This is a genomic window from Trinickia symbiotica (assembly GCF_003028655.1).
Lineage (GTDB): Bacteria > Pseudomonadota > Gammaproteobacteria > Burkholderiales > Burkholderiaceae > Trinickia > Trinickia symbiotica_A.
Genome location: NZ_PYUC01000026.1, coordinates 1 through 22,088 on the forward strand (window position 1 = coordinate 1; position 22,088 = coordinate 22,088).

Sequence of the window (22,088 nt, forward strand, 5' to 3'; positions counted from 1 at the left end):
GTATTGACCGTAGCTGCCGGCAGGGATTTCCATCTCGCCAAGGCGCAAATCGGCAATCTCTTTGGGCTCTACGGTCATCATGCCATCGGTCAATGCCTTGAGCTCGGCCACGAATTCTTTCAACGTTCTTTGCTTCTGGGACATGTCATATACCGAGCAATAAAATGGATAATGTACGTGGCATCGGCTACGCATCGATCAAAATGTCTGAAGCGAACCGCTCGGGGCTGAAACTATAGACGGCCCGTACTGTCCAGCGCGGCAAGTATAAGCAGGGATCGCGCCAACCAAGCATTGCTGCAAGGCCACCTCGTAACGGCAATCCGCCATGTTGCATATTTGACAATGTCGGACATGCGACATGTCCAAATACTTAGGCGATGCCTCGGAGCAAGCGCTACAAAACAATCTGAATGGACCGGGGCCTAACAGAAGAAATTGATGCAGGGCCCGTCAATGGTATCCGTAATAATGGTGACTAATCCAACTTGTTTCGGGACCCACTGGCAGTTCTTGAAAGTGCAGAGTCCTGCATGGCTGCGGCGTCTGCCATGCGCGCAACTCTCGCGCTGTTACTAGGCACGTTGAAACATTGAGCTTTACTTCAGATTTCGCCTTCCGGCAGGTCGTGTATAAACTCGACGCAAAGGAATTGGTGCTTGCGCGTCCCAAGGCCTGTGACCTAGAGAGGTGCATCCTGAGAAGACGAGGATCGTGTACTGTCGGGATGGGAATCGCAAGAACGACTAGCTGCTCGCGAGCTCGGTTTCGCCCGAGGCGTATCGAGCCGCCGTTCTGATCGATGGCGCAAACAACAAAGGGGCCCGCGCGGCCCCTTTGTGCTTGAGCAATTCGCTCAACCTTGCGTCGTCGTTTAGCGTCGCTTTTACACCGGCGCTAACGCCAGTCGTCATCCGCGCAAGATCGGGCCGTCGAGTGCGCCGATTGCCTGCGCCAGAGCGTCGGCAATCGTATCTACCTGGTCCATCCCGAAGCTCGTGGCGACACGGATATGCGGTCTCGGTGTGACCTGGAACCGTGAACCTGGCCGAACGGCAATCCCGCGTGAAGCGAGCGTTACCAAAGCGTATTGCTGGTCGGATACAGGAAGCCAGATTCACAATGCATCTTGCCCCGACACCGTTGTCCCTCGCTCCGCGAGCGCATCAGTCAGAACGCCACGCCTCTTGCGGTAACTGAGTGACGATCGGGATAGCGCCACTGCGGATCAGTTCCGCAACCTCAAACGCGATGCCGCGCATCGTCCTCGCACTGACTTGCTCAACAAATGACTGGACGTCCATTCGTTTCTCGCACGTTCAATAACATAGTGCGAAGCGTACAGCTTCGGAGCGGCGTAAGCCGACGGCCGGGACGACTGCGCCCTTCGTTCAGGCGTTGCTCTTCGCAACTGATGTGCGAGGAGCTGCCGCAACGTTGGCGGCCTACCCGCGCGCGGGCGGCCATCCGTGATCAACCTCGACAGGACAGATCAGGACATGCCCTAGGTTTTTTGCTCAATAACAAAAAACGCATTGTACTTTTTTTTTGAAGAACATAAGCTGCCGTCAACGTAGCTGAGCGGCGCAGTTCCACAAGAGTGCACCGTGTCGATGCGGAAATTCATCCACCGATTCTGGTAATAATTAGGAATACTAAATGATAACGGATTGTCGCGATGAAAAAGCAGGTTGCATTGATGCTTGCATTTGGCGGATTGACTTCGGCAGTCGGCGATGCCCAGGCAGACGGTACGGTGACGTTGTACGGATTGATCGACGATGGCATCACGTATGTGCATCGTTTCGCGCTGTGTATGCGACTATAAAAGCTTCATTGCAGAAACTATGCCAACGCCCCGGTGCGTCTTGGTGTCGCATATGCCTCCCTGCCCGGATACACCGTCGATCCTTATAATCGCGTCTGTACGCCAGTCTTCTTCGGTCAGACCGTGGCGACCGTATCGCGCGACGTGGAGACTGATCTTGTCTCGAACTTCGTGCTCGATACGTACAAGATTTTCGCGATCGGTGGCAGTTACCAGATCGGCAAGCTGACCGTGATGGCCGACTTCACCAATACCGAGCTTGGCCACAAGAATATGACGTCGTATATGCATGTCTATGAAGGCGGGGCGACGTATCAACTGACTCCGGCGTGGTTGGTGGCCGCAGGCTATCAGCACGATACCCTCCAGGGACATACGTGGAATCAGGTCTCGGCAGGCGTTCAGTACTCGTTGTCCAAACGTACCACAGTGTATCTATCGGGCGATTTCGTGAAGGCTTCGTCAGGGGTTAATCCAGAACTGGGCTGGTACACAACGCCGTCGCTGGCTAGTGCGCAGGGCGATGTGCGCGTCGGCATCCCGCATAAGTTCTGACGCTAGTTTCCTAAACAAGCCTGGACGCGTTCGAACCAGCGAGGGGTTGTTGGGCCTCACCACACGCCTTCCGCGGAGGGGTAGGTTTTTACCGATCCTCCTGAGGTCGGTGCCCGCGAAAGAAGGGCGGCTGCACCTGGCCGGTGCCATTCCAAGTAACACCGGGCAACCTGAGGAACAGTCGTGACGGTGCCGGGGCGAGAAACATCTGTCGACGTCGTCAAAAGCGGCGAACGGCTATCGAGCGGTCGAATGCGCCTGTGGGGAAAACGAAGCAAAAAGCGCTAACACATTTAGGAGTAAATATGCGTCGGATCAAAGGTTTTGTTGTCGCTACTGCGGTGTTGCTGAGTGCTCAATCATGGGCGGTAGCGGGAGCCTCGGTTGAGGCACCCGCATCGATCAAGGCGAAGAAGGTCTTGACATTCTGTTCGGATCTTGAGAATCCGCCAGCGGAGGGAATCGCGGACGATGGCGTGACGCCGAAGGGCGCCGCCGTTGACATGATGAATTATATTGCTTCATCGATGGAGGTTGCAGCAAAGATCGACAACTATCAGTTCTCCGGTCTTTTTGCAGCTCTGGACACCGGAAAGTGCGACCTGGCGGTCGCCAGTATCGGTAGAACGCCGGAGCGCATGCAGCGGTATGAGTTTGTGGACTACTGGAGGTTTGGCTCGGGCCTGCTGGTTCCAACCGGTAACCCGAAACACTTGGCCCGGTTCGAAGACCTTTCGGGGAGACGGGTTGCTGTACTTCTCGGCAGCAATAATGCCAAGGCGTTGCACAATATCAGCGACGATTTGAAGGCAATTGGAAAGCCTCCGATCGACATTGTTGAACTGGGAACGAATGCAGTCGCCTTCCAGGATCTGAGCCTCGGAAGGGTCGACGCTCTTGCCACTGATACGGTGGTCATGAACTACTACATGTCGCGGTCACATGGTCGATTCTCGATAGGTGGCGTACCGGTGCCCCCGAAAACGATTTCCATTGCGATTCCGAAGGGAAATGTCGCCCTGAAAAACGCAGTACAGGCTTCAATTGACAGAATGAACGCGACCGGAGAGATGGCGCGATTGATAAAGCGCTGGGGGATCGAAAAAGGCGTCACTACCTGTAATTCCGCCAATCCTTGTCCTTAACAAAGAGGCACTAGTCATCTGCAAGACAGGCGACGCACCGCACAGTCCAATCGCTGGCGTCATTCCCGCGAATGCTAACCAGCCGGTCCGACCTGGTGTACACGAATCAATATACGTACCGTGTTAAACAGCCTATTTGCACTGGCGCTTATCATTTGAAACCATTCACTGCATTAACACGCCTAGCGGAATTGCGATAGCCGCCCTCAAGCCGAGAGCCTATGTGATCTGAAACATGTGCGGAATAGCGAAACATAAATGCTTTGACCAATGAGATCCAGATAATGACACCTGAACTTGAAGCGAACGTAAAACTGTCCGTCACGACGATCTTGGCGAGATTCATTGCAACCGCTAGAGAAACGGAACTGCCTGAAGAGGCCATCTGCGCGGCGCGTCGACACTTACTCGACGGCGTTGGCGTCATGATAGGTGGTTCAGCCGAATCGTCTGCCCGCGTTTCGCAGGGGTATGTTTCTGAGTATGAATCGTCGCAATCCTGTACAGTGCTTGGAACTGATATTCTTGCTGCCGCGCCGCTCGCGGCATTAGCGAATGGCACGGCCGCGCACGCGCTGGAATTTGAGGACGGTCACGACATGGCGGGATTGCACCCGTCAGTTTGTGTCATTCCTGCGGCTTTCGCTGCTGCAGAGAGAGCGAACGCGACGCTTGGAGAATTATTGACGGCGATTGTCGTCGGTTATGAAGTCGCCTGCCGGCTGACCCGTTGTTGCCGGTCGCGCCGCAACTGGGCTCTCGAGCCGAGTTGGCATTTCACCACGTTGTGCGGCATCTTTGGAGCTGTCGGCGCGGCTGCGGTTATTGACAAGCTTTCTGCGGATGACGTCGAGCAATCGTTGGGTCTGGCGACCAGTTTTGCGGCTGGACATCTGCTTGCCGAACAGGATGGCACTGGCTCCAAGTTTTTGCAGGCTGGCTGGGGCGCTCAGGCTGGCGTTAGTGCCGTCGACCTTGTCAAGCGCGGGATGAGCGCTCCGCGAGGCGCATTGGATCGACCGGCCGGATTTCTACCGCTCTATGTTCGCGACTTCACGCTGGAGTCGTTGGTCGATGACCTTGGGACTAGGTACGAGATCATAGGTGCAAGCATCAAACCATACCCGACCTGCCGTTTCACGCACGGGGTGATTGATGCCGTGTTGTCCTTGCGATCACAGTCCGAAATTAACCGTTCCGATATCTCCCGAATCGATATCGGTTTGCCTAAACTTTCATATGCTCGCGTTGTTGATCCCGTCGAGTCGAGGCGTCGACCGCAAAATATCATTGCCGCACGCTTTAGTGCTCCCTATGTGGCGGCTCTTGCTTGGTTGCGCGGAGCCGTGTCACTTGATGATTTTCTGGTGCATTTTCCCGATACAGAGGTGCTGACACTGGCTGAAAGAGTTTTTTGTCACGTCGATGAGAGCTTGCCTGACACACTCTATGCCGCAGAAGTGGTCGTTCGCGGTTCAGATAGTGAGTTTCGGCGGCTGGTCTCGCATCCTCTTGGCTCTCCGGAGCACCCCTTGAGCCATTCGGCGTTGCTAACGAAGTTTTGCATGTGCGCCTCTCGTGGGTTAGGCCTTGGCAAAGATGACGTAAAAATTCATGGACTTGCGGAAATCATCCGTTCCGCGGATAAGGCATTTCCGGTGCGGGCCTTGACAGCGAGAGCGACGCGGTCTCGAGCTAATGAGCCTTACCAAAACGATGCCTGAGGGCTGGTAAGAAGCACTCATGGTGAAGCAGCCGGCTGAGCGTGGTAGCGGAGGACTGGCCTTCCCCCAGTTTACCGGACACATCACACGGCATGATGTAGTCCGGAGAAACGAGAATGAGCACAAGAAGACATTTCACCGACGAGTTCAAGCGCGAAGCGGTCAGGCTATGTAACGAGCCAGGCGCCGTGGTGACGCGTATCGCGCGGGAACTGGGTGTTGATCACAGCGTGTGGCGCCGTTGGGTGCAGTCCGAGCGCGGCGGCGCCATGGAAATGGCTGCTGTGGACTGCACTTGCAGCATGAGCCGCCGCGGTGATTGTTGGGACAACGCTGGATGGATAGCCTCTTCAGCACGCTCAAGACTGAGCGTCTCAGTCGCAGCGTCTATCGCACGCAATGATGCACGTGCAGACGTCTTTCGGCATGACTTATCGTCGCAACCGATTGGCAGGTCCGTCAGGCGATCTAAGTCGTGAGGAACCACGCGTGCGTCAGCTGCGGCTGCCGCGCGAGATTTCTTCCCCAGCGTGATGCGGCAGACGCAGCGCGAGGGGAATCGACGCGAACGAGCACAATCCCGCCATCAGGAATGCGGGCCAGAAATCCGACGATGTGACGACTACATGCCCGTGCGCCAACCTCGAAGCCTGTAGTGCCATACCGCCGACCGGCACGCCGAGACCGAGTGACATCTTCTGCATGAGACTGGCGAGGCTCGTTGCGCGCCCGACATCGCGGCTCGCGATGTCCGCATAGGCCAGCGAGTTCAGACTCGTGAATTGAAGCGCCGGAAAAAAGCCACTAAGAAGCACAACGGCCCAGATGATCCACGTCGGCATGCCAGGAAAAAGCAGTCCACATGCCGCCATAGAAACGCCAGACAGCATGGCATTTACCACCAGCACCGAGCGAAAACCGTAGCGACGCAGCACTCGGGAGACTACCGTGCACGTGAATATGCTACCGAACGCGGATGCACATGTGATCAGGCCGGATTGAAACGCGCTCATGCCGTGCCCTTCTTGCAGCATCAATGGCAACAGAAACGGTAACGCGCCAAGGCCGATGCGAAACAGCGATCCGCCGAGCACGCTTGCCTGAAACGTTGCTATTCTGAAGAAGCGAAGATCCAGCAGCGGCATCCTCGTGCGCTGTGCATACGCGGCATAGATGACGAGAAGCGCGGCGCCGATCGCGCACATGCTAAGCGCGTCGCGGTTGGAAACGAGTTCGCCGCCGATTAGCGACAGCCCAAGGAGAAACAGAACGATGCTCGCCGCCGAAAGGGAAAAGCCGATCCAGTCTAGTGGTCCAGGGTGCCGCACGCTTATGTTGGGGATATGCTTGTCCGTCAGGTACATGCAGAGAACGCCGATCGGCAAATTAACGAAGAAGGTCAGGCGCCAGTGCAGATATGTTGTAATGAAGCCGCCGAGCAACGGGCCTGCCGCGGGGCCGAACATCGAGAGCATACTCAGACGATTCATCGATCGAATGACATCGGCTTTGTGCACCATGCGCAAGAAGATGATCCGACCGACTGGCACCATCATCGCGCCGCCTACGCCTTGCACGAAACGCGCGAACGTGAAGGCGGCGAGCGAATTCGACGCCGCGCAAAGCAGTGAGCTCGCCATGAATATGCCAATTGCGCTGCGAAACACTGTGCGCGCGCCGAAGCGGTCGGCGAGCCAGCCGCATACAGGGATGAAGACGCCGAGACCGAGCACATAGCTTGTCACCGCGATTTCTAGCGTCACCGAATTGTGTCCGAAGTCGTGCGCCATAGCTGGCAAAGCTGTAACGACCACGTTCGCGTCAACGCTTTCCATGAACATCGCGCACGCGACGACTAGGGGCGCAATAAGGGATTTCTGGTCGACGAACATTGAGTTATCGTTGGTGTTCAGGCAATTTGAAGGATTGCAATGGCCAATCGTCAAAACATCGATTCAACCGCATTTGTGACTGTGCAGACGCAAATGTTGCGCCAGACACCAAAGAATTGCCGGTGAGGCTTATTCCTTGGTGTTACTAGATGATTCAGTCGAGCGGGCGTTCGGGATTTTGTCAATTATTTGACGTCATTGATTCGACAATTCGGACAAACCAGACAACGCGTAAGTCACCGGATATGGTCGTCCCGCATAGCATGCTTAGTTGCAGCACATCACACTAGCGTTGAGGAATTTTGATTCATCAAAGTTAGTGCGATATCGAATCCGGAGGGACGGGATCAACTGCGACCAAGAATTTGGCTGCGGGGCATCGCAGGGAGCTCCTTGTGATGCCTTCCGCTGATGTCTGATCAGGGAATTCGTTAGATGGACGACTGACTATGTCGAATTTTTGACATTGATGCATTGAGGACATTGATTTAAGGAAACTTGTGCTTGGCGCGGTCCATGCTTGCTATTGCGACACAGCACCATGCTGGAGACGTCGTCGCAAGACTCGGCCCAGCACGGAGTTGACTGCTCGATTTTGAGAATCCGTCAGGAAAGACAATACGGAAATTTCCTCAGCCGCAATCAAAGCTACTGGAAACATACCAATGCCTGCTCAATATGCTGCCATCGCTCCAACTATCCGCCAGCTTTTCGCGAGCCGCGGTGCCGAGCTTGTCGAAGTAGCAACCGTTCAGCCTGCAGACCCATTCATTGACGTTATGGGTGAGGGGCAGCGGTACTACTTCTTTCTGACTGAGAGCGACATCCACGAGACACTCTGCTTGAGACCGGATTTCACGATACCTGTATGCCTGGAGCACTTGCGATGCGGAGCGACGATCCCGCGGCGCTACGCCTATTTCGGTGAAACTTTCAGCAAGCGTCCGGCAAGCCGCGATGGTTTGCTGCAGGCCGGCCTAGTGGACATCGGCGATCCGGATGCCGCGACCGCCGATGCACGCTCGATCGCGGATGCATATGCCTTGCTCGAAGGCACACTGTTTGGTCACGACTATGCGACGATCATTGGTGACCAAGCGATTTTCAAAGCGGTGCTTGCTGCACTCGAAGTCCCAGGCCGCTGGCAAAAGCGGTTGATACGGGCGTTCGGCGCGCCTGTCCGACTTGAAGCGATGTTTGCGAAGCTCGCAGCTCCAATGCCGGAGAGGTACATCGATGAGGCGCTTAAGACTTTCCTCGCACGAGGACACTCAGACGCATTAACGGCCTATATCAAGGACATCATGTCACTCGGGAGCGTGTCACCCACTGCCGGGCGCCCGCCGGAGGAGATCGCAACACGCCTTACTGAAACGATAGAACTCGCCAGCGCTCGAGTGCCGCAGGCTACTTTTGATGTGTTGAAGATTTTTCTTTCGATCCGTGTTCCTCTCCAGAGAGCACCTGACGAAGTAGCTCGCTTCGCGAAGTCGGCAGGATTGACGTTGGGAGTAGCGTTCGACAACTTCGTTAAACGTGCGGAGGTGATCGACAAACAAGCTGTACCTTTGCAAGAAGTGACGTGGGATGCATCGTTCGGTCGACCTCTCGATCACTATACGGGCCTCGTCTTCGAGATCCAGGTACCCGGAAACGACAGACCGTTGGCCAGCGGCGGGCGATATGATCGTTTGGCCACCCTGCTCGGAGCTCCACAACCCATTCCAGCTGTTGGCTTCTCTGTCTTGCTTACCGAAATCGACCAGTGCCGGGAGAGGATGCAATGAGAATTTCACTTGCATTGCCTTCCAAAGGGCGACTCAACGACCAGACTATGGATGCCCTCGCGAAAGCAGGACTGCCGGTTTGGCAGCCTGACCCACGCAAATACCAGACTCGCCTCATTGGTAGGGACGAGGTTGAGGTGTTTCTCTTCAAGGCCTCCGAAATCGCGGTCAAGGTGGCATGTGGCGCGGTCCATCTAGGCATTACTGGCGAAGATCTCTTGTTCGAAAGCCGTGATGACTGGAAGGCAAGAATGGAGATCGTCGCACGGCTTGGCTTTGGAAGGACTGATGTCGTTGTTGCTGTTCCGGAGGCTTGGCTGGACGTCATGACGATGGCCGACCTTGACGATGTCGCAGCGGATTTCCATCAACGCCACGGCCGACGGCTCAGGATCGCGACGAAATATCGGCGGCTAACTCAACACTTTTTCTCCGGTGTGCATGGCATGCAAGCCTATCGGATCGTCGAGAGTCTCGGGGCCACGGAAGGCGCTCCTGCAGCAGGCTCCGCCGACGCAATCGTAGACATTACGACGACGAGAGCGACCCTGATGGCGAATCATCTGAAAGTGCTTGAAGATGGAGTCATCCTACGCTCCCAGGCGTGCCTGGTGGCTTCGCGAATGAGGCAAGCAGAAGTCGATCAGACTCTCATCGCGGAGATTGCTGGAAGACTGAGCTCAATAATCCCTCCGCCTACCTGAAAGACATGCTCGATTGGGTCGCTCCGGGGCGCGCCGACGACATCGCCGCGCTTCCACCGGATCGCGGGGCGACTGCCGCCGTTTGACTAGCAGCGAGGACGCCCGCGGATCCCTTCGCCGGGCGCTTACGATCGAAGAGGGCTGTGGCGAACGCCCTCCGGCTGCACCTACCACTGCCCGAACTCAAGCATGAATAATTTCATGCTTGAGTTTTATTTATGTATTGTTACTATCGTGGCCGTCGGCGCACAGCTGTACGCCGGAGCGCATGCGCCATGAGGTTACATTTTCCTGACGGTCTCGCGACGCCGTGCAAAGTTGGCTGTTACAAAAATACTTAGGAGGTCGAAATGATTCGTGGTAAGACAATTTTCGCGGCTGTCGGATTCCTCGGTGCCTGCGCTCCAGCGTTTTCCCAAGGCTCCGTAACGCTCTATGGATCGCTAGACAATTCGATTCAGTACGTTCACAACACAGGAGGGAAGAGCCAGCAGTGGAGCCTCCAGGGAGGGCAAATTGGGACAAACAAGTGGGGCTTTAAAGGGGTAGAGGACCTGGGCGGCGGGCTTCGAGCGGTATTTCAGTTGGAGAATGGCTTCGATATCAACAACGGAAAATTCAAGCAGGGCGGAGCGGAGTTTGGTCGCTTGGCCTTTGTGGGCATCAAGTCAGACAACTACGGAGCGATCCTACTCGGACGCAATTACGATGCGCTGACGGATCTCGTATTCCCCACTCAGCCGAATTACTACCTTTACTACTTCACCGCCCCAGGGGATGTGGACAACGCCGACACGAACGCACGCATTAACAACGTTGTAAAGTGGCAGAGTCCCGTTTGGTCCGGCTTTCAGGCGGCGGCTACCTACGCGCTCGGCGGCATAGCCGGTTCCGTGGGATCGGGTCAGTCGTACAGCGCAGCGTTGTCGTACACCGCTGGCCCGCTTGCGTTGGCAGGTGGCTATTTGCATGCAGACGAGGGGAATCCTACTGTATCGACCCGTGGCACATCCACATTCGGAAGCTTGTTTTTTAGCCCGGTTAACAGCGCTTACGCTTCCGCGAAGGCGATCAACATCGCGCGGATCGGCGCAAAATATTCAATCGGCTCCGTGACGCTCGGCGGATATTATAGCTACTCTGAATATCTCCGCGATGCCTACTCGAAGTTCCGGAACGCAGAGCGGTACAACAATGTCTCCGTGTACGCCGTCTGGAAAATCACCCCCTTCGTCGTAACACAGATAGGCTATGACATTATGAAATCTCATGGAGATTCGTCGGCTACCTACAACCAAGCAACAGTAGCGGCGGACTACCTGTTATCCAAACGAACTGATGTGTACGCATCCATTTCGTATGGACACGCATCCGGTCAAAATGGTGCAGGGAAAGCGCAAGCAGTGATCGCTGATTCATACCCTGCGGCTGGCAGCGCAAGCCAGACACTGGTATTTCTCGGAATGCGTCACCGATTCTAAATGGTGATTCATAGATGCGGCGGAAATAAGACCAGCATGAAGGCGCCGTTTTCGCGATTGCGCAGTCTATGCAACTTTACATCCGCCCCAAAACGGCTGAGTTGCGTTGCAAAGAGCCGAACGCTCAGCGCAGGGCTGCCCGGAAGACCGGGCAGCCCAAAGAAAGAGGGCACAGCTAAAGGCCCTTGGGAAACGCGGCACGTGCGCGTGGCGGTTCCGCGGCTTCTGCTGTCGCACGAGTCTACCGCGGTCCGCTCATGGCTCGAGGGTGCGCTACCTTCTCCTCGTTTATCCGCAGACTCGTCTGGATGCACTGCGTCGGCGATCGCCTCAGGGTTAACTCTCTTCCGAGTCTGAATGAATAAATTTATGCTTTAAACCATAGAGTGGAATTAAGCTTTCGATCTGTGGCCTCGCGAACCCGTCGGTAGCGCAGCACGGAAATGACTTCCTGCTGTCGCGACGATCGAGGAGAACTCTGATTCATCTGTTTAATAAAAGGCAGCACGCCGGCCGACCATCGGCCAGCAACTCGCTTCGAAGGAAAATCAGAATGCCGCTGCAGCCCCAAGTCGATAAAGCGGTGCACGCGCGGTGGTCACCGTTGCGCGGGTTTGCCGACTCCGCAGAGCTCGGCCCGGATCTCAGGGAGACCGCGACTAGACTGCTGAGTTTTTTTGTAACAATATTGGCGCCAATTTGGACGCCATTCGTGAACTACGACTATCACGTATTTTTTACGGAGCGCATTCGTAATGCTCAGTTCAAACGATGACCGCCTGCGCTTGCGCGTCGGCGTGGACTCAGGTGGGACTTTCACCGACATTTGTATGTTCGATGAAGGCCAGGGCGACATCTTTGTCTGGAAAGTGAGCAGCACTCCGCAGGATCCATCGCTCGGCATTGCCAATGCGGTTGAGCAGGGTCTGCGAGAAGTGTGCAGAAGGTCGGGCCGAGACGCCGAAGTCCACTATTTTGGTCACGGCACGACGGTTGCGACCAATGCCCTGATCGTTGGTCGCGGCGCCGAGACGGGCCTCATCACGACATCGGGGTTTCGCGACGTGCTGGAACTGCGCCGTCAAAAACGTGACGCGCTGTACGACTTGCAGACCGAAAAGCCGAAGCCTATCGTCTCGCGTGACCGACGGCTCGAAGTTCCGGAGCGTACGCTCTTCGATGGCAAGATACTCACGGAACTCAACGAAGATGCGGTCCGTGCTGCCGCACGAAGGCTCGGCGAGGAAGGCATCCGGTCGATCGCCGTGTGCTTTCTGTTCAGCTACGTCAATCCAGAGCACGAACTGCGGGCACGAAGAATTATCGAGGAGGAGATTCCCGGAGCCTACGTCACCGTTTCACACGAAGTGGCTCGCGAATTCCGCGAGTACGAGCGGTTCTCGACTACGGTCGTCAACGCCTACCTCGGTCCGATCATCAAGCATTATCTGCAGCGGCTCAAGCCACGTCTTTGCGAAATTGGTGTCCGGTCGCCCGTGCATCTTACGCAGTCGAACGGCGGCATCATCTCGTCCGAGTCAGCGCAGCGTTTTCCGGCGCGCACAGTCCTTTCGGGGCCGGCTGCAGGCGTCATGGGGACTCTGGCTATCGCGGAAGCTGCTGGATTCCCGAACCTGATTACGTTCGATATGGGCGGGACATCGACAGACGTTTCGCTTATCAAGCATGGTGCGCCGATCATGTCGAATCAAGCGGTTGTCCATGGACACCCGCTCAAGCTCCCGATGCTCGATATCCATACGGTCGGTGCAGGCGGCGGTTCCATTGCGTACGTTGACGCCGGTGGCCTGCTCAAGGTTGGCCCTCGGAGCGCTGCCGCGGACCCGGGTCCGATCTGCTTCGAGCGCGGCAACGACGATGAGCCGACGGTGACTGACGCGAACGTCGTACTTCAGGTTTTGAATCCGGTCGCGCTGCTCGACGGACGCTTGCCCGTCAATCAGGCTAAGGCAAAGGAAGCGATCGGCAAACTTGGCGAACGCCTTGGACTCGGCGTCATGGAGACCGCACAAGGAATCATCAGTGTCGTCATCGCCAATATGGCCAAGGCGATTCGTGTGGTTTCAGTGGAGCGAGGCCATGATCCGCGCGATTACGCAATGTTCGGTTTCGGAGGCGCAGGGCCGATTCACGCGTCCAGACTCGCGCGGGCGCTCGACATGCCCAAAATCGTCATTCCAAAATACCCCGGAATCATGTGTGCGCTCGGCCTTCTTTTGACTGACTTGCGTACCTCGACGTCGTTGACCCGCCTTCTACCACTTGACACCGCAAGCGGTGCCAGTCTGGCGCAAGGGTTCGAAGAGCTGGAGCGTCACATTTCGCAGTGGTTCGAGGAAGAGAAGATCGAGAGCGAGCACAGAGTCGTCACTCGCACCGTGGACATGCGCTACGGTGGTCAGGGATACGAATTGACTGTGCCCTGTCCCGGAGGCAAGTTTGACGCGCACGCAATTGAAGAGCTTCGGAAAGCGTTCGAAGACGCACACGAACTCGCATATGGCTATGTTGCCGACGGCGAACCCGTCCAAATCACGACGTTGCGTGTCAATGCTGTTGGGCGAGTTAAAAAGGCGGAGTTTCGGCCTCAGCCTAACGCCGCTACGCGGGCGGCCGACGCAATGGTTGGCACTCGCAGGGTATGGATTCCTGAGGCGGGAGGCTTCACTGATTGTCCGCTGTACGACCGCGAAACACTAGGACCTGGGCACGCGCTCGATGGGCCAGCAATTATCAATCAAATGGATTCGACGACATTGGTCCTTCCCGGCCAGACCGCCTGCGTAGACTCCTTCCTCAACCTGATTATCGAGGAGCGTTCATGAACTTTAGCGAATCGGCCACCGTCACATTGGCTAACGTGAGATCCTCGAAGCTCGATCCGATCACTGTCGCAGTGATTGGAAGCGCGTTGTCGACTATTGCCGAGGAGATGGGTAAGGCGGTTATCCGCGCAGCATACTCCACGAACATCAAGGAACGACAGGATTGCTCTACGGCACTCTTCGACAGGACCGGGAACACGATTGCGCAAGCTGAACATATTCCCATCCATCTGGGTTCGCTGCTTGGCATCGCGGGATACGTGCTCGAGCAACACGACATCTCATCGATTCGACCCGGCGATGTATTCATCGGCAATGACGCCTACACGGGGGGCGGCACGCACCTGAACGACATCGTGCTCATGGAGCCCGTGTTCTTCAGAGAGCAACTGGTGGGCTGGGTCGCAAATCTGGCGCATCACTCGGATTTTGTTGACCGCGGTCACGCGCATATCTTTCAGGAAGGCCTCCGCATCCCACCCGTGAGACTGTATAAGGAGGGGGTGCTTCAAAATGATGTGATGGATCTCATCCTGCTGAACTGCCAGGTGCCTCACGAGCGCAAGAGCGACTTTCGGGCACAGATGGCAGCGAATCGCCTCGGTGTGCAGCGCATCCAGGATTTGTGTGAACGCTATGGCAGCGACATAGTGGAAGAGGCTTCAGCAGAGATTCTCAACTACACGGAACGGCGAACCAGAGCCGGCATTGCGCAGATTGCGGATGGCGTGTACGAGTTTCAGCATGAATTCGATACCAATCTCATCGACGACATTCTCAATCTGAAGGTTCGCGTTACCGTGCGAGGCGACGAGCTGTTCGTCGATTTTCCGGATGCGCCCACGCAGGTACGGGCGCCCATCAACATGGTTTTCACCGCGCTCCAAGCAACGGTCTTCTTCGCCGTCAAAGCCCTTGTCGACCCTGACATACCGGCCAATTCGGGCTTCCACCGCCCGATTCACATTTCGGCACCTGCGGGAAGCGTCCTGAATTCCACGCCTCCTGCTGCCGTCTACAGCCGCACGGACATCGCCATGCGTCTCGTCGACATGATCTTCGCAGCCTTGGCCCCTGTGCTGCCCGAACGCGTGGTGGCTGCGTCCACTGGCGGGATTCTACTGACGACTAGCGGAACCCATCCGCGCACCGGGCGCTTCTACGTCTACAACGAGATGCAGGGTGGAGGGATGGGCGCCCGTGCACATAAAGATGGGCTTGACGGAGTTCAAGTCAATACGACCAATACGGCAAACCTGCCCATTGAGGCATTGGAAACCGAGCACCCGGTCATGGTGGAGTGCTACGAACTGGTGCAGGACTCCGGCGGCGCAGGCGAGCACAGAGGCGGAATGACGATGAGACGCAGAGTGCGGATTCTCGATCACGTGGCGACGATTTCCGCCGGCGGTACAAATAGCCGCCTCTCGCCGTATGGCATCTTCGGCGGGCACGGTGGCAGCCCGGCGCGGGTGGAAATGCCGAAGAATGCGCCACCCCTCGAAAGGCGCAAGAGCGTGCTGCAGCCCGGCCAGTCGATCGGGATGGTCGCGGCTGGCGGAGGCGGTTATGGAGACCCCAAGCGGCGGGCTCGGGAGCTCGTGCTTCGCGACTTGAAGGAGGAGCGAATCTCGAAGGCCGCTGCCGTAGACATCTACGGGCTCGACCCTTCGTTGCTGTAACGCTCGGGGGCCGTCGTCCTCAACTATGGCGGCCCTGATTGCGAAGCTCGGACGTCTATTAGGACTTAGTGATCGTGAATCAGATCAACTTCATACAGGTCATTGGATTCGGGCCGAAAGGCTGGGGTCTCACTTTGCTCGGTGGGGCGGCCGTTACTGTGGCCGTTGCCACAAGTGGAATGCTGCTTGGCATCGTCCTCGGAACGCTCGGCGCGTGGGCAAAGGTGGCGAGGCGCAGACCCCTTGCCGACATCGCTGACGCATACACCACTGTCGTCCGCGGACTACCCGACTTGCTAATAATTTACATCATCTATTTTGGTGGAAGCGCGGTACTGACGTGGTTGAAGCCACTCCTCGGATCAACGGGCTTCGTCAACTTTCCCGGATTCCTTGCGGGGACAATCGCGATCGGCGTCATCTCGGGAGCTCAAAGCACCGAAGTGCTACGGGGCGGCTTCAACGCGGTCAACAAGGGAGAAATTGAGGCGGCGCGCGCCTGCGGGATGAGGCGTGGGTTGCGTTTTCGAAGAATAGTCGCCCCGCTCACGCTGCGTTATGCGCTGCCCGGAATGGGCAACATCTGGCTCAGTGCATTGAAGGAGTCGTCGCTTCTTTCCGTGACCGGTCTAGCAGAACTGATGCGACAGACTGAGGTCGGTTCCGGATCCACACGCCTGCCATTCGACTTTTATGCCGCGGCTGCACTCATCTATTTTGCCCTGTGCACCGTATCGACTCTCGCTATTCAGCGATTCGAACGTCATTACTCACGCAACGTGGCAGCGAGGGCGTAATGGACCTGACCTTCATCTATCAGACGTTTATTCAACTGCTACCTGGCATTCCGCTCACGGTTGGGCTCGCTGCCATCAGTGTGGTTCTCGGCGGACTACTCGGCTTCATCATTGCCTTGCTGCGCATGTCGCCATCGGCGCCTGTTCGGGCTTTTGCTTGGTTCTACGTGCAGCTGTTTAGAAGTGTGCCATTGCTGGTGCTGATCTTCATGATCTATTACGGCTTGAGTCAATTCAATGCCATTCGGGAGAGTTTTTTATGGCCCTTCCTGCGTGAGCCGTATTGGTGTGCTCTCGTAGCCCTAGTCATCAACGATTCTCCTTACGCAAGCGAAATTATTCGTGGCGGGTTGCAGGCTGTCCGTAGAGGCGAGCTCGAAGCGGCGCGTGCGTGCGGAATGTCAGGAGCCCTACTGCTGCGCCGGATCATTGTCCCGATCGCGATCAGACAAGCATTGCCGGCGTACGGCAATGAAATCATCGTCATGGTGAAAGCCACGTCGTTGGCATCGCTTGTAACGCTCATGGATGTAACCGGTATCGCATCGTCCATTGCTAATGAAACGTATCGTCCGATCGAGGCCTACATGTCGGCAGGGATCATCTACCTTGTCATTAGTTACCTCCTGACTCGGACCGTTCGACGGATTGAGCATCGTCTCAGCCCTCACTTGCGGGCTCCGGTGATTGAACAAGATTCACTTCTTGAGGGAAAGACGGTATGAACTCCATTAATCGGCCTTGTCCGAAGGCTGTGCAACTCACGGATATCAGGAAACAATACGGAAAGATCGAGATACTTAAGGGTATTTCGCTTGAAGCGAGCGAAGGCGAAGTCATTTCGATACTTGGCTCATCTGGTTCAGGCAAATCCACTCTGCTTCGCTGTATCAACATGCTGGAGGTTCCTGATGCGGGCGAAGTGGTGGTTGCCGGTGAGCGAATTAAGCTGTCGAACGCCCACCCGGAGGGACAGCGGCATTTCGACCATAGGCAGATCGACCGCATCCGTGCAAGTGTTGGCATGGTGTTTCAGAGCTTCAACCTGTGGTCTCATATGACGGTGCTCGAGAACGTTATCGAGGCGCCCATCCATGTACAAGGTCGACCGCGCAAGGAATGCATCGAGGAGGCCCGTGAACTTCTTGAAAAAGTCGGAATATCGAATCGGGACAACTTCTACCCAGCGCACCTGTCCGGCGGTCAGCAGCAGCGCGTGGCGATAGCTCGTGCGCTTGCGATGCATCCTTCGCTGATGCTATTCGATGAACCGACGTCAGCGTTAGACCCGGAACTTGTTGGTGAGGTCCTGCGAGTGATGCGCCGGCTGGCAGAGGAAGGCCGAACGATGCTAATTGTCACTCACGAAATGGGGTTTGCCCGCGAGGTCTCGAGCCGCGTGGTGTTCGTGGATCGCGGGACCATCCAGGAAGAAGGAACCCCCGATGAAGTGTTCGGTTCCGGCCGTTCCGTGCGACTTCAGCAGTTTTTGGCTGGATAGCCGTTGCTGTTCCGTTATCAACGACTTTGCAGGATAGGAAAATGAAAAATTTGAGGAAACACCACTCGCACTCAATCCTCCTCGCTATGACGGCCGCCGCCATCGTCGCTTTGGGGTTGTTCGGACAAGCTATTGCGCAAACCCCTCCCAAGGAAGTCCGAATTGTCACGGAAGGCGGATTCGTACCATGGAACTACACCAAGCCCGATGGGACGCTCGCCGGTTTTGAGATCGATCTGGCTCGCAATCTTTGTGATCGGATGCACGTCAAGTGCACGATTACGGCGCAGTCTTTCGACAGCATGATCCCGGCGCTGAACGCCGGAAAGTATGATGCAATCATCGATGATCTGGCGGTTACGCCGAAGCGCGAAGAGGCAATTGCATTCTCGGTCCCATACGCATCGCTCTGTTATGTGTTCGCAACGTTGAAGGGTAGTGAGGTCGCGAAAAAACTGCCGCTGGAGGACAAAATAATTCCACTGGGCGATGCGTCGGCGTCCGAGAAAGCACTTTCTGAAGTGAGGGCTGCGCTTTCGGGAAAAGTGGTAGGCACGCTAGCTGCCGGCACGTCAGTCGAGTTTGGAAAGACCTATCTCAAGGGAGTCACGGTCCGACAGTACAAGTCGCAGGAGCCCCGTGACCTGGATTTGCTAGCCGGGCGAGTGGACGCGGTGCTTGGTTCAAAGGATTCGCTCCAGGGAACTGCCGCGAAGCCAGGCAATGAAAACATGGTGCTGGCAGGTCCATGCTTCCAGGGTGGCGTGATCGGGAAGGGATCTGCTGTGGGCCTGCGCAAGGGCGACACGCAGTTGAAAGCCATGTTCGATCAAGCTATCCGTGCGGCCAAGGCTGACGGTACCATCAAGAGGCTTTCCGAGCAGACGTTCCACATGGATGTGACCCCGGCGCAATAGCTTCGGGCCTTGCCTATGTTTTCCTGTCGCCGCACCGGATTTCCTCACTAGCGCAATACCCCCGGATGAATCGGCTTCAGCAAAACCGAACATGTCACTATGACCGCTCTTTCACACACGTAGAAGTATGAGCAAGTTACCAAGCAACGGACAACGTGGAGCGCGATTCCGGATTCGCGAGCTGGCGGACATGATCGAGCGCGATGTTAGCTCGGGTCGTCTTGGAGCAGGCGCGTGGCTCAAGCAGGTGGAGCTTGAGCAAGCATATGGCCATTCGCGTCTTGATGTGCGGCAAGCGTTGGAACACCTGGTCGAACGAGACGTGGTGGAATCTATTCCTAACCGTGGTTACCGGGTCCAGGTCTTCACGCAGGAGCGACTGCAGAAGGTTCGGCAGATTCGGGCGATTCTAGAGGCCTCTGCAGTCGAATCCGTCATTGGGAAAGCGGATGCCGACGAAATCTTCGTTCTTAATCAGTTGGCACAGGCGTTTTCCGACGCCGTCGCTTCGGGCACTGCCGCAGAGCAGGAGGACTGCAATAGGGCATTTCATCATCGGCTACTTCGTCACTGCCCTAATGACGAGCTGGTCAAGATGATTTTTGACCTGCGCGACCGAATTCCGGTGGCAGTCCAGCGAGAGAACAATACGTCCGTGATGCTTGCTCGATCCGCGCAAGAGCACTTCGATATGGTCAAGCTCCTTGCGGACATGAATCGTGAGGCGTTACTCGAAACGATGCGGCGCCATGTTCTAGGCCCTCGAGGCTCAGACCTATGCGGCCGTCCTTAGGGTCACAAAATTATTGAGGTGACTGCAACTATGAAGATTGCTGCTATCGAAACATTTGAAATCCGCATTCCGTACCGACGGAATCATACTCTGAGTTCCGGGCCGCTTTACGGTGCTCATTCCGTCATCGTCCGGTTGCAAACGGACGAGGGATTGATTGGGGCAGGGGAAGCCTCGATTCCCGGCGGGCCCGTGTGGAGTGAAGAGTCTGTCAGCTCTGTACGTGCGGTGATCGAAGAATACCTCGCTGCCGCGGTCATCGGACGGGATCCGCTTCAATGCTCGGACATTGCCGCCGTCATGAGCAAAGCCGTGCGTGGCAATCCCTTCGCTCGCGCAGCGATTGAGATGGCGTGCTTTGATGTCGCCGGCCAGGCGCTTGGAGTACCTGCTGCACAACTGATGGGCGGTCGGCGGCGTCCGAGTGTGCCGATGGTCTGGTCGTTGGCATCGGGCGTCGTTGAACAGGAAATCGAAGAGGCGCAGGGGGTCAACCAGCGGTTTGGAATTTCTCGCTTCAAGGTGAAGGTTGGCCACGTTGATGCCGCAGCCGATCTCGAGCGGGTTCGCACGCTGATGCGCAACGTTCCGGAGAACTTCCAGATCCGGCTCGATGCCAATCAGGGCTGGAACGAGATGACCGCAAACTGGGCGCTGCCAAGGCTTCAGGATTTGGGGGTGACGGTCCTTGAGCAACCCTTGCCGAAAGGTGACCTGGCCGGGATGGCGCGTCTGAAGCAACAGGGCCGTGTTGCCATTATGGCGGACGAATCGGCAATGAATGCCAACGACGTCATCAACATCATTCGCAGCGCTTCAGCGGACATGATTGCGCTGAAGTTGGCAAAGGCCGGAGGCATATTGGGAACACTACAAAGCGCTTCGGTCGCGGATGCGGCGGGTCTGCCATATTACATGGGCTGCATGATGGATACCGGGCTGGGGACGGCTGCGTATCTCCAGACGGCGTCCGCACTTAAGGACATGTCTTACGGGGCTGCTTTACCCGGACCACTGATGATGAGCTCCGATGTCCTGTCAACGGAAATTGTGTACCGAGACGGAAATATCGAGGTGCCCGCTGGGCCAGGTCTCGGAGTCGAGGTCGACTGGCATGTGGTCGAACAACTCTCTAACAAATCCTAGTGTTCTAACCCGCTAATACCGGAGCGAAGCACGCTAGCCTACTACATGACCCGCATGATGGACACGTCGATCATGCGTAGGAGAAATCTATGACCGCTAAAGAACACTCAGGCATTGGACGAGGCCCTTCCTCACTGCCTACGAGTGAGGATGCCAGGCGTTTGCACGCAGACGCATTTTTCATTGATGGGCTTATGCTATGGGGATCGCTTGACAATCCCGAAAGCATGCGCGAGGCGGCTGACGGCGGCCTTAACGCTGGGATCGTCACGGTAGCGCACTACCCCCACGACCGACATCAGGCACGAGACCGGATCACAAAATACAAGAAAATCGTTCGCGAGAATTCGGATGCCCTTTGTTTCGCTTCTAGCGTAGAAGCCATGCTGGCTGCGCGTGAGAAAGGTTTATGCGCAGTTGCATTTGGCTTTCAGGACGTGGCGCCGATCGGCAACGATTTGGATATGATTTGGGAGTTTGCAGAAGCTGGCGTTAAGGTAATTCAATTGACATACAACGACCAGAACCTCGTCGGCAGCGGTTGCTGTGAGCGAGTACAGGGACCGTTGACGAGATTTGGTCTTAAAGTTTTATCGGAATTGGAGAGGGCAAAAGTAGCAGTCGACATTTCTCACTGCGCGAACCCTACGCGTGATTCTGCGATTGCCAACGCCGCCGCACCGATTCTCGCAACGCACGCCAATGCCGATGCTATTTGTAATAGCCCACGTAATCTTCGAGATGACCAAATCAAGGGCATCGCGTCTACGGGTGGATTGATTGGGATTTGCCTCGCTTCGAGCTTTTTAAAGAGGGACCCGAGGACAAACGAGATTAAACCTACCACATTCGATGACGTGGCCATTCATATGGAGCATGTTGCTGAGTTGGTGGGACCACAGCACCTTGGCATTGGCTCAGACGTGTGTTCGACTTGGCTTGCTTCCGACGAAACGCCGGCGGAATCGAGCCTGAGGTTCTGGCGGGAAACCAACCCTGAGGTGTTCGGGGTTGGGCATACAGATCGTTACGATCCCTATCCAGACAACATTCGCCGTCACGCTGATCTCATTGGGATCACCAACGCTCTGCTTCGTCGAGGCTGGAAACACTCTGACATCCGCGGAGTGTTGGGCGAAAATTACCTTCGCGTCCTGCGTCAAGTTTGGGGCCATTAACCATATTGCAGTGGGCGTCCCTGAGAACCAGGCAAGCGGCGCCGCCGCCTCCGCTGCGGCAGCGACCTTGTACTTGAACGCGGTCGTTGCCATCTCCCAGAGGGTTGGTTCT

General features: G+C 56.3%; 17 protein-coding genes and 2 pseudogenes. 18 read left to right on the forward strand and 1 reads right to left on the reverse strand.

Annotation, left to right across the window (positions count from 1 at the left end):
* The first annotated feature begins 1,678 nt into the window (after positions 1 to 1,678).
* The 6 genes and pseudogenes from C9I57_RS33535 to C9I57_RS33885 form a co-directional block, all read left to right on the forward strand.
* Positions 1,679 to 1,828 (forward strand): hypothetical protein, encoded by a 150-nt coding sequence (locus tag C9I57_RS33535; RefSeq protein WP_223258765.1) that lies wholly within the window; start codon positions 1,679 to 1,681, stop codon positions 1,826 to 1,828.
* Between the two features lie 144 nt (positions 1,829 to 1,972).
* Positions 1,973 to 2,383, forward strand: coding sequence for a porin (locus C9I57_RS33540; protein WP_440130261.1), 411 nt, complete (start codon positions 1,973 to 1,975; stop codon positions 2,381 to 2,383).
* A gap of 305 nt (positions 2,384 to 2,688) precedes the next feature.
* The gene (locus C9I57_RS30615) at positions 2,689 to 3,528 is read left to right on the forward strand and encodes an ABC transporter substrate-binding protein (RefSeq protein WP_107154268.1); all 840 of its coding nucleotides are present in this window, start codon (positions 2,689 to 2,691) and stop codon (positions 3,526 to 3,528) included.
* A gap of 284 nt (positions 3,529 to 3,812) precedes the next feature.
* Positions 3,813 to 5,252 carry an MmgE/PrpD family protein gene (locus C9I57_RS30620; RefSeq protein ID WP_107154269.1) on the forward strand — a complete coding sequence of 480 codons (1,440 nt, stop codon included), beginning with the start codon at positions 3,813 to 3,815 and terminating at the stop codon, positions 5,250 to 5,252.
* Between the two features lie 116 nt (positions 5,253 to 5,368).
* Positions 5,369 to 5,518, forward strand: a pseudogene (locus C9I57_RS33880) (transposase); the annotation flags it as partial.
* Between the two features lie 27 nt (positions 5,519 to 5,545).
* Positions 5,546 to 5,674 (forward strand): annotated as a pseudogene (locus C9I57_RS33885) (IS3 family transposase); the annotation flags it as partial.
* Positions 5,675 to 5,746: 72 nt separating this feature from the next.
* Here C9I57_RS33885 and C9I57_RS30630 read toward each other — a convergent pair.
* Positions 5,747 to 7,144, reverse strand: coding sequence for an MFS transporter (locus C9I57_RS30630; RefSeq protein WP_107154271.1), 1,398 nt, complete (start codon positions 7,142 to 7,144; stop codon positions 5,747 to 5,749).
* A gap of 665 nt (positions 7,145 to 7,809) precedes the next feature.
* Between C9I57_RS30630 and C9I57_RS30635 the strand changes: the two genes are divergently transcribed.
* The 12 genes from C9I57_RS30635 (at position 7,810) to C9I57_RS30690 (ending at position 21,976) form a co-directional block, all read left to right on the forward strand.
* Complete coding sequence (locus tag C9I57_RS30635) at positions 7,810 to 8,931, forward strand: ATP phosphoribosyltransferase regulatory subunit (protein WP_107154272.1); 1,122 nt, start codon at positions 7,810 to 7,812, stop codon at positions 8,929 to 8,931.
* Complete coding sequence (gene hisG, locus C9I57_RS30640) at positions 8,928 to 9,635, forward strand: ATP phosphoribosyltransferase (RefSeq protein ID WP_107154273.1); 708 nt, start codon at positions 8,928 to 8,930, stop codon at positions 9,633 to 9,635. The genes C9I57_RS30635 and hisG overlap by 4 nt, the downstream gene beginning before the upstream one ends.
* Positions 9,636 to 9,985: 350 nt before the next feature.
* A complete protein-coding gene (locus C9I57_RS30645) occupies positions 9,986 to 11,116 on the forward strand; it encodes a porin (protein WP_107154274.1) in 1,131 nt (376 codons plus the stop codon).
* Between the two features lie 755 nt (positions 11,117 to 11,871).
* The gene (locus tag C9I57_RS30650) at positions 11,872 to 13,962 is read left to right on the forward strand and encodes a hydantoinase/oxoprolinase family protein (protein WP_107154275.1); all 2,091 of its coding nucleotides are present in this window, start codon (positions 11,872 to 11,874) and stop codon (positions 13,960 to 13,962) included.
* Positions 13,959 to 15,644 carry a hydantoinase B/oxoprolinase family protein gene (locus tag C9I57_RS30655; protein WP_107154276.1) on the forward strand — a complete coding sequence of 562 codons (1,686 nt, stop codon included), beginning with the start codon at positions 13,959 to 13,961 and terminating at the stop codon, positions 15,642 to 15,644. Before C9I57_RS30650 ends, C9I57_RS30655 begins: the two co-directional genes overlap by 4 nt.
* 74 nt (positions 15,645 to 15,718) lie before the next feature.
* The gene (locus C9I57_RS30660; protein ID WP_107154315.1) at positions 15,719 to 16,441 is read left to right on the forward strand and encodes an ABC transporter permease; all 723 of its coding nucleotides are present in this window, start codon (positions 15,719 to 15,721) and stop codon (positions 16,439 to 16,441) included.
* Positions 16,441 to 17,166 carry an ABC transporter permease gene (locus tag C9I57_RS30665; protein WP_107154277.1) on the forward strand — a complete coding sequence of 242 codons (726 nt, stop codon included), beginning with the start codon at positions 16,441 to 16,443 and terminating at the stop codon, positions 17,164 to 17,166. Before C9I57_RS30660 ends, C9I57_RS30665 begins: the two co-directional genes overlap by 1 nt.
* Positions 17,167 to 17,171: 5 nt before the next feature.
* Positions 17,172 to 17,942: an ABC transporter ATP-binding protein gene (locus C9I57_RS30670; RefSeq protein WP_399279034.1), complete on the forward strand. Its 771-nt coding sequence runs from the start codon at positions 17,172 to 17,174 to the stop codon at positions 17,940 to 17,942.
* 41 nt (positions 17,943 to 17,983) lie between these two features.
* Positions 17,984 to 18,859, forward strand: a complete 876-nt coding sequence (locus C9I57_RS30675) for a transporter substrate-binding domain-containing protein (protein WP_107154278.1) — start codon at positions 17,984 to 17,986, stop codon at positions 18,857 to 18,859.
* Positions 18,860 to 18,986: 127 nt separating this feature from the next.
* The gene (locus tag C9I57_RS30680) at positions 18,987 to 19,652 is read left to right on the forward strand and encodes a GntR family transcriptional regulator (protein WP_102607386.1); all 666 of its coding nucleotides are present in this window, start codon (positions 18,987 to 18,989) and stop codon (positions 19,650 to 19,652) included.
* A 30-nt stretch (positions 19,653 to 19,682) separates the two neighbouring features.
* The gene (locus tag C9I57_RS30685; protein WP_107154279.1) at positions 19,683 to 20,798 is read left to right on the forward strand and encodes a muconate/chloromuconate family cycloisomerase; all 1,116 of its coding nucleotides are present in this window, start codon (positions 19,683 to 19,685) and stop codon (positions 20,796 to 20,798) included.
* An 89-nt stretch (positions 20,799 to 20,887) separates the two neighbouring features.
* Complete coding sequence (locus C9I57_RS30690) at positions 20,888 to 21,976, forward strand: dipeptidase (protein WP_107154280.1); 1,089 nt, start codon at positions 20,888 to 20,890, stop codon at positions 21,974 to 21,976.
* Positions 21,977 to 22,088: the final 112 nt, after the last annotated feature.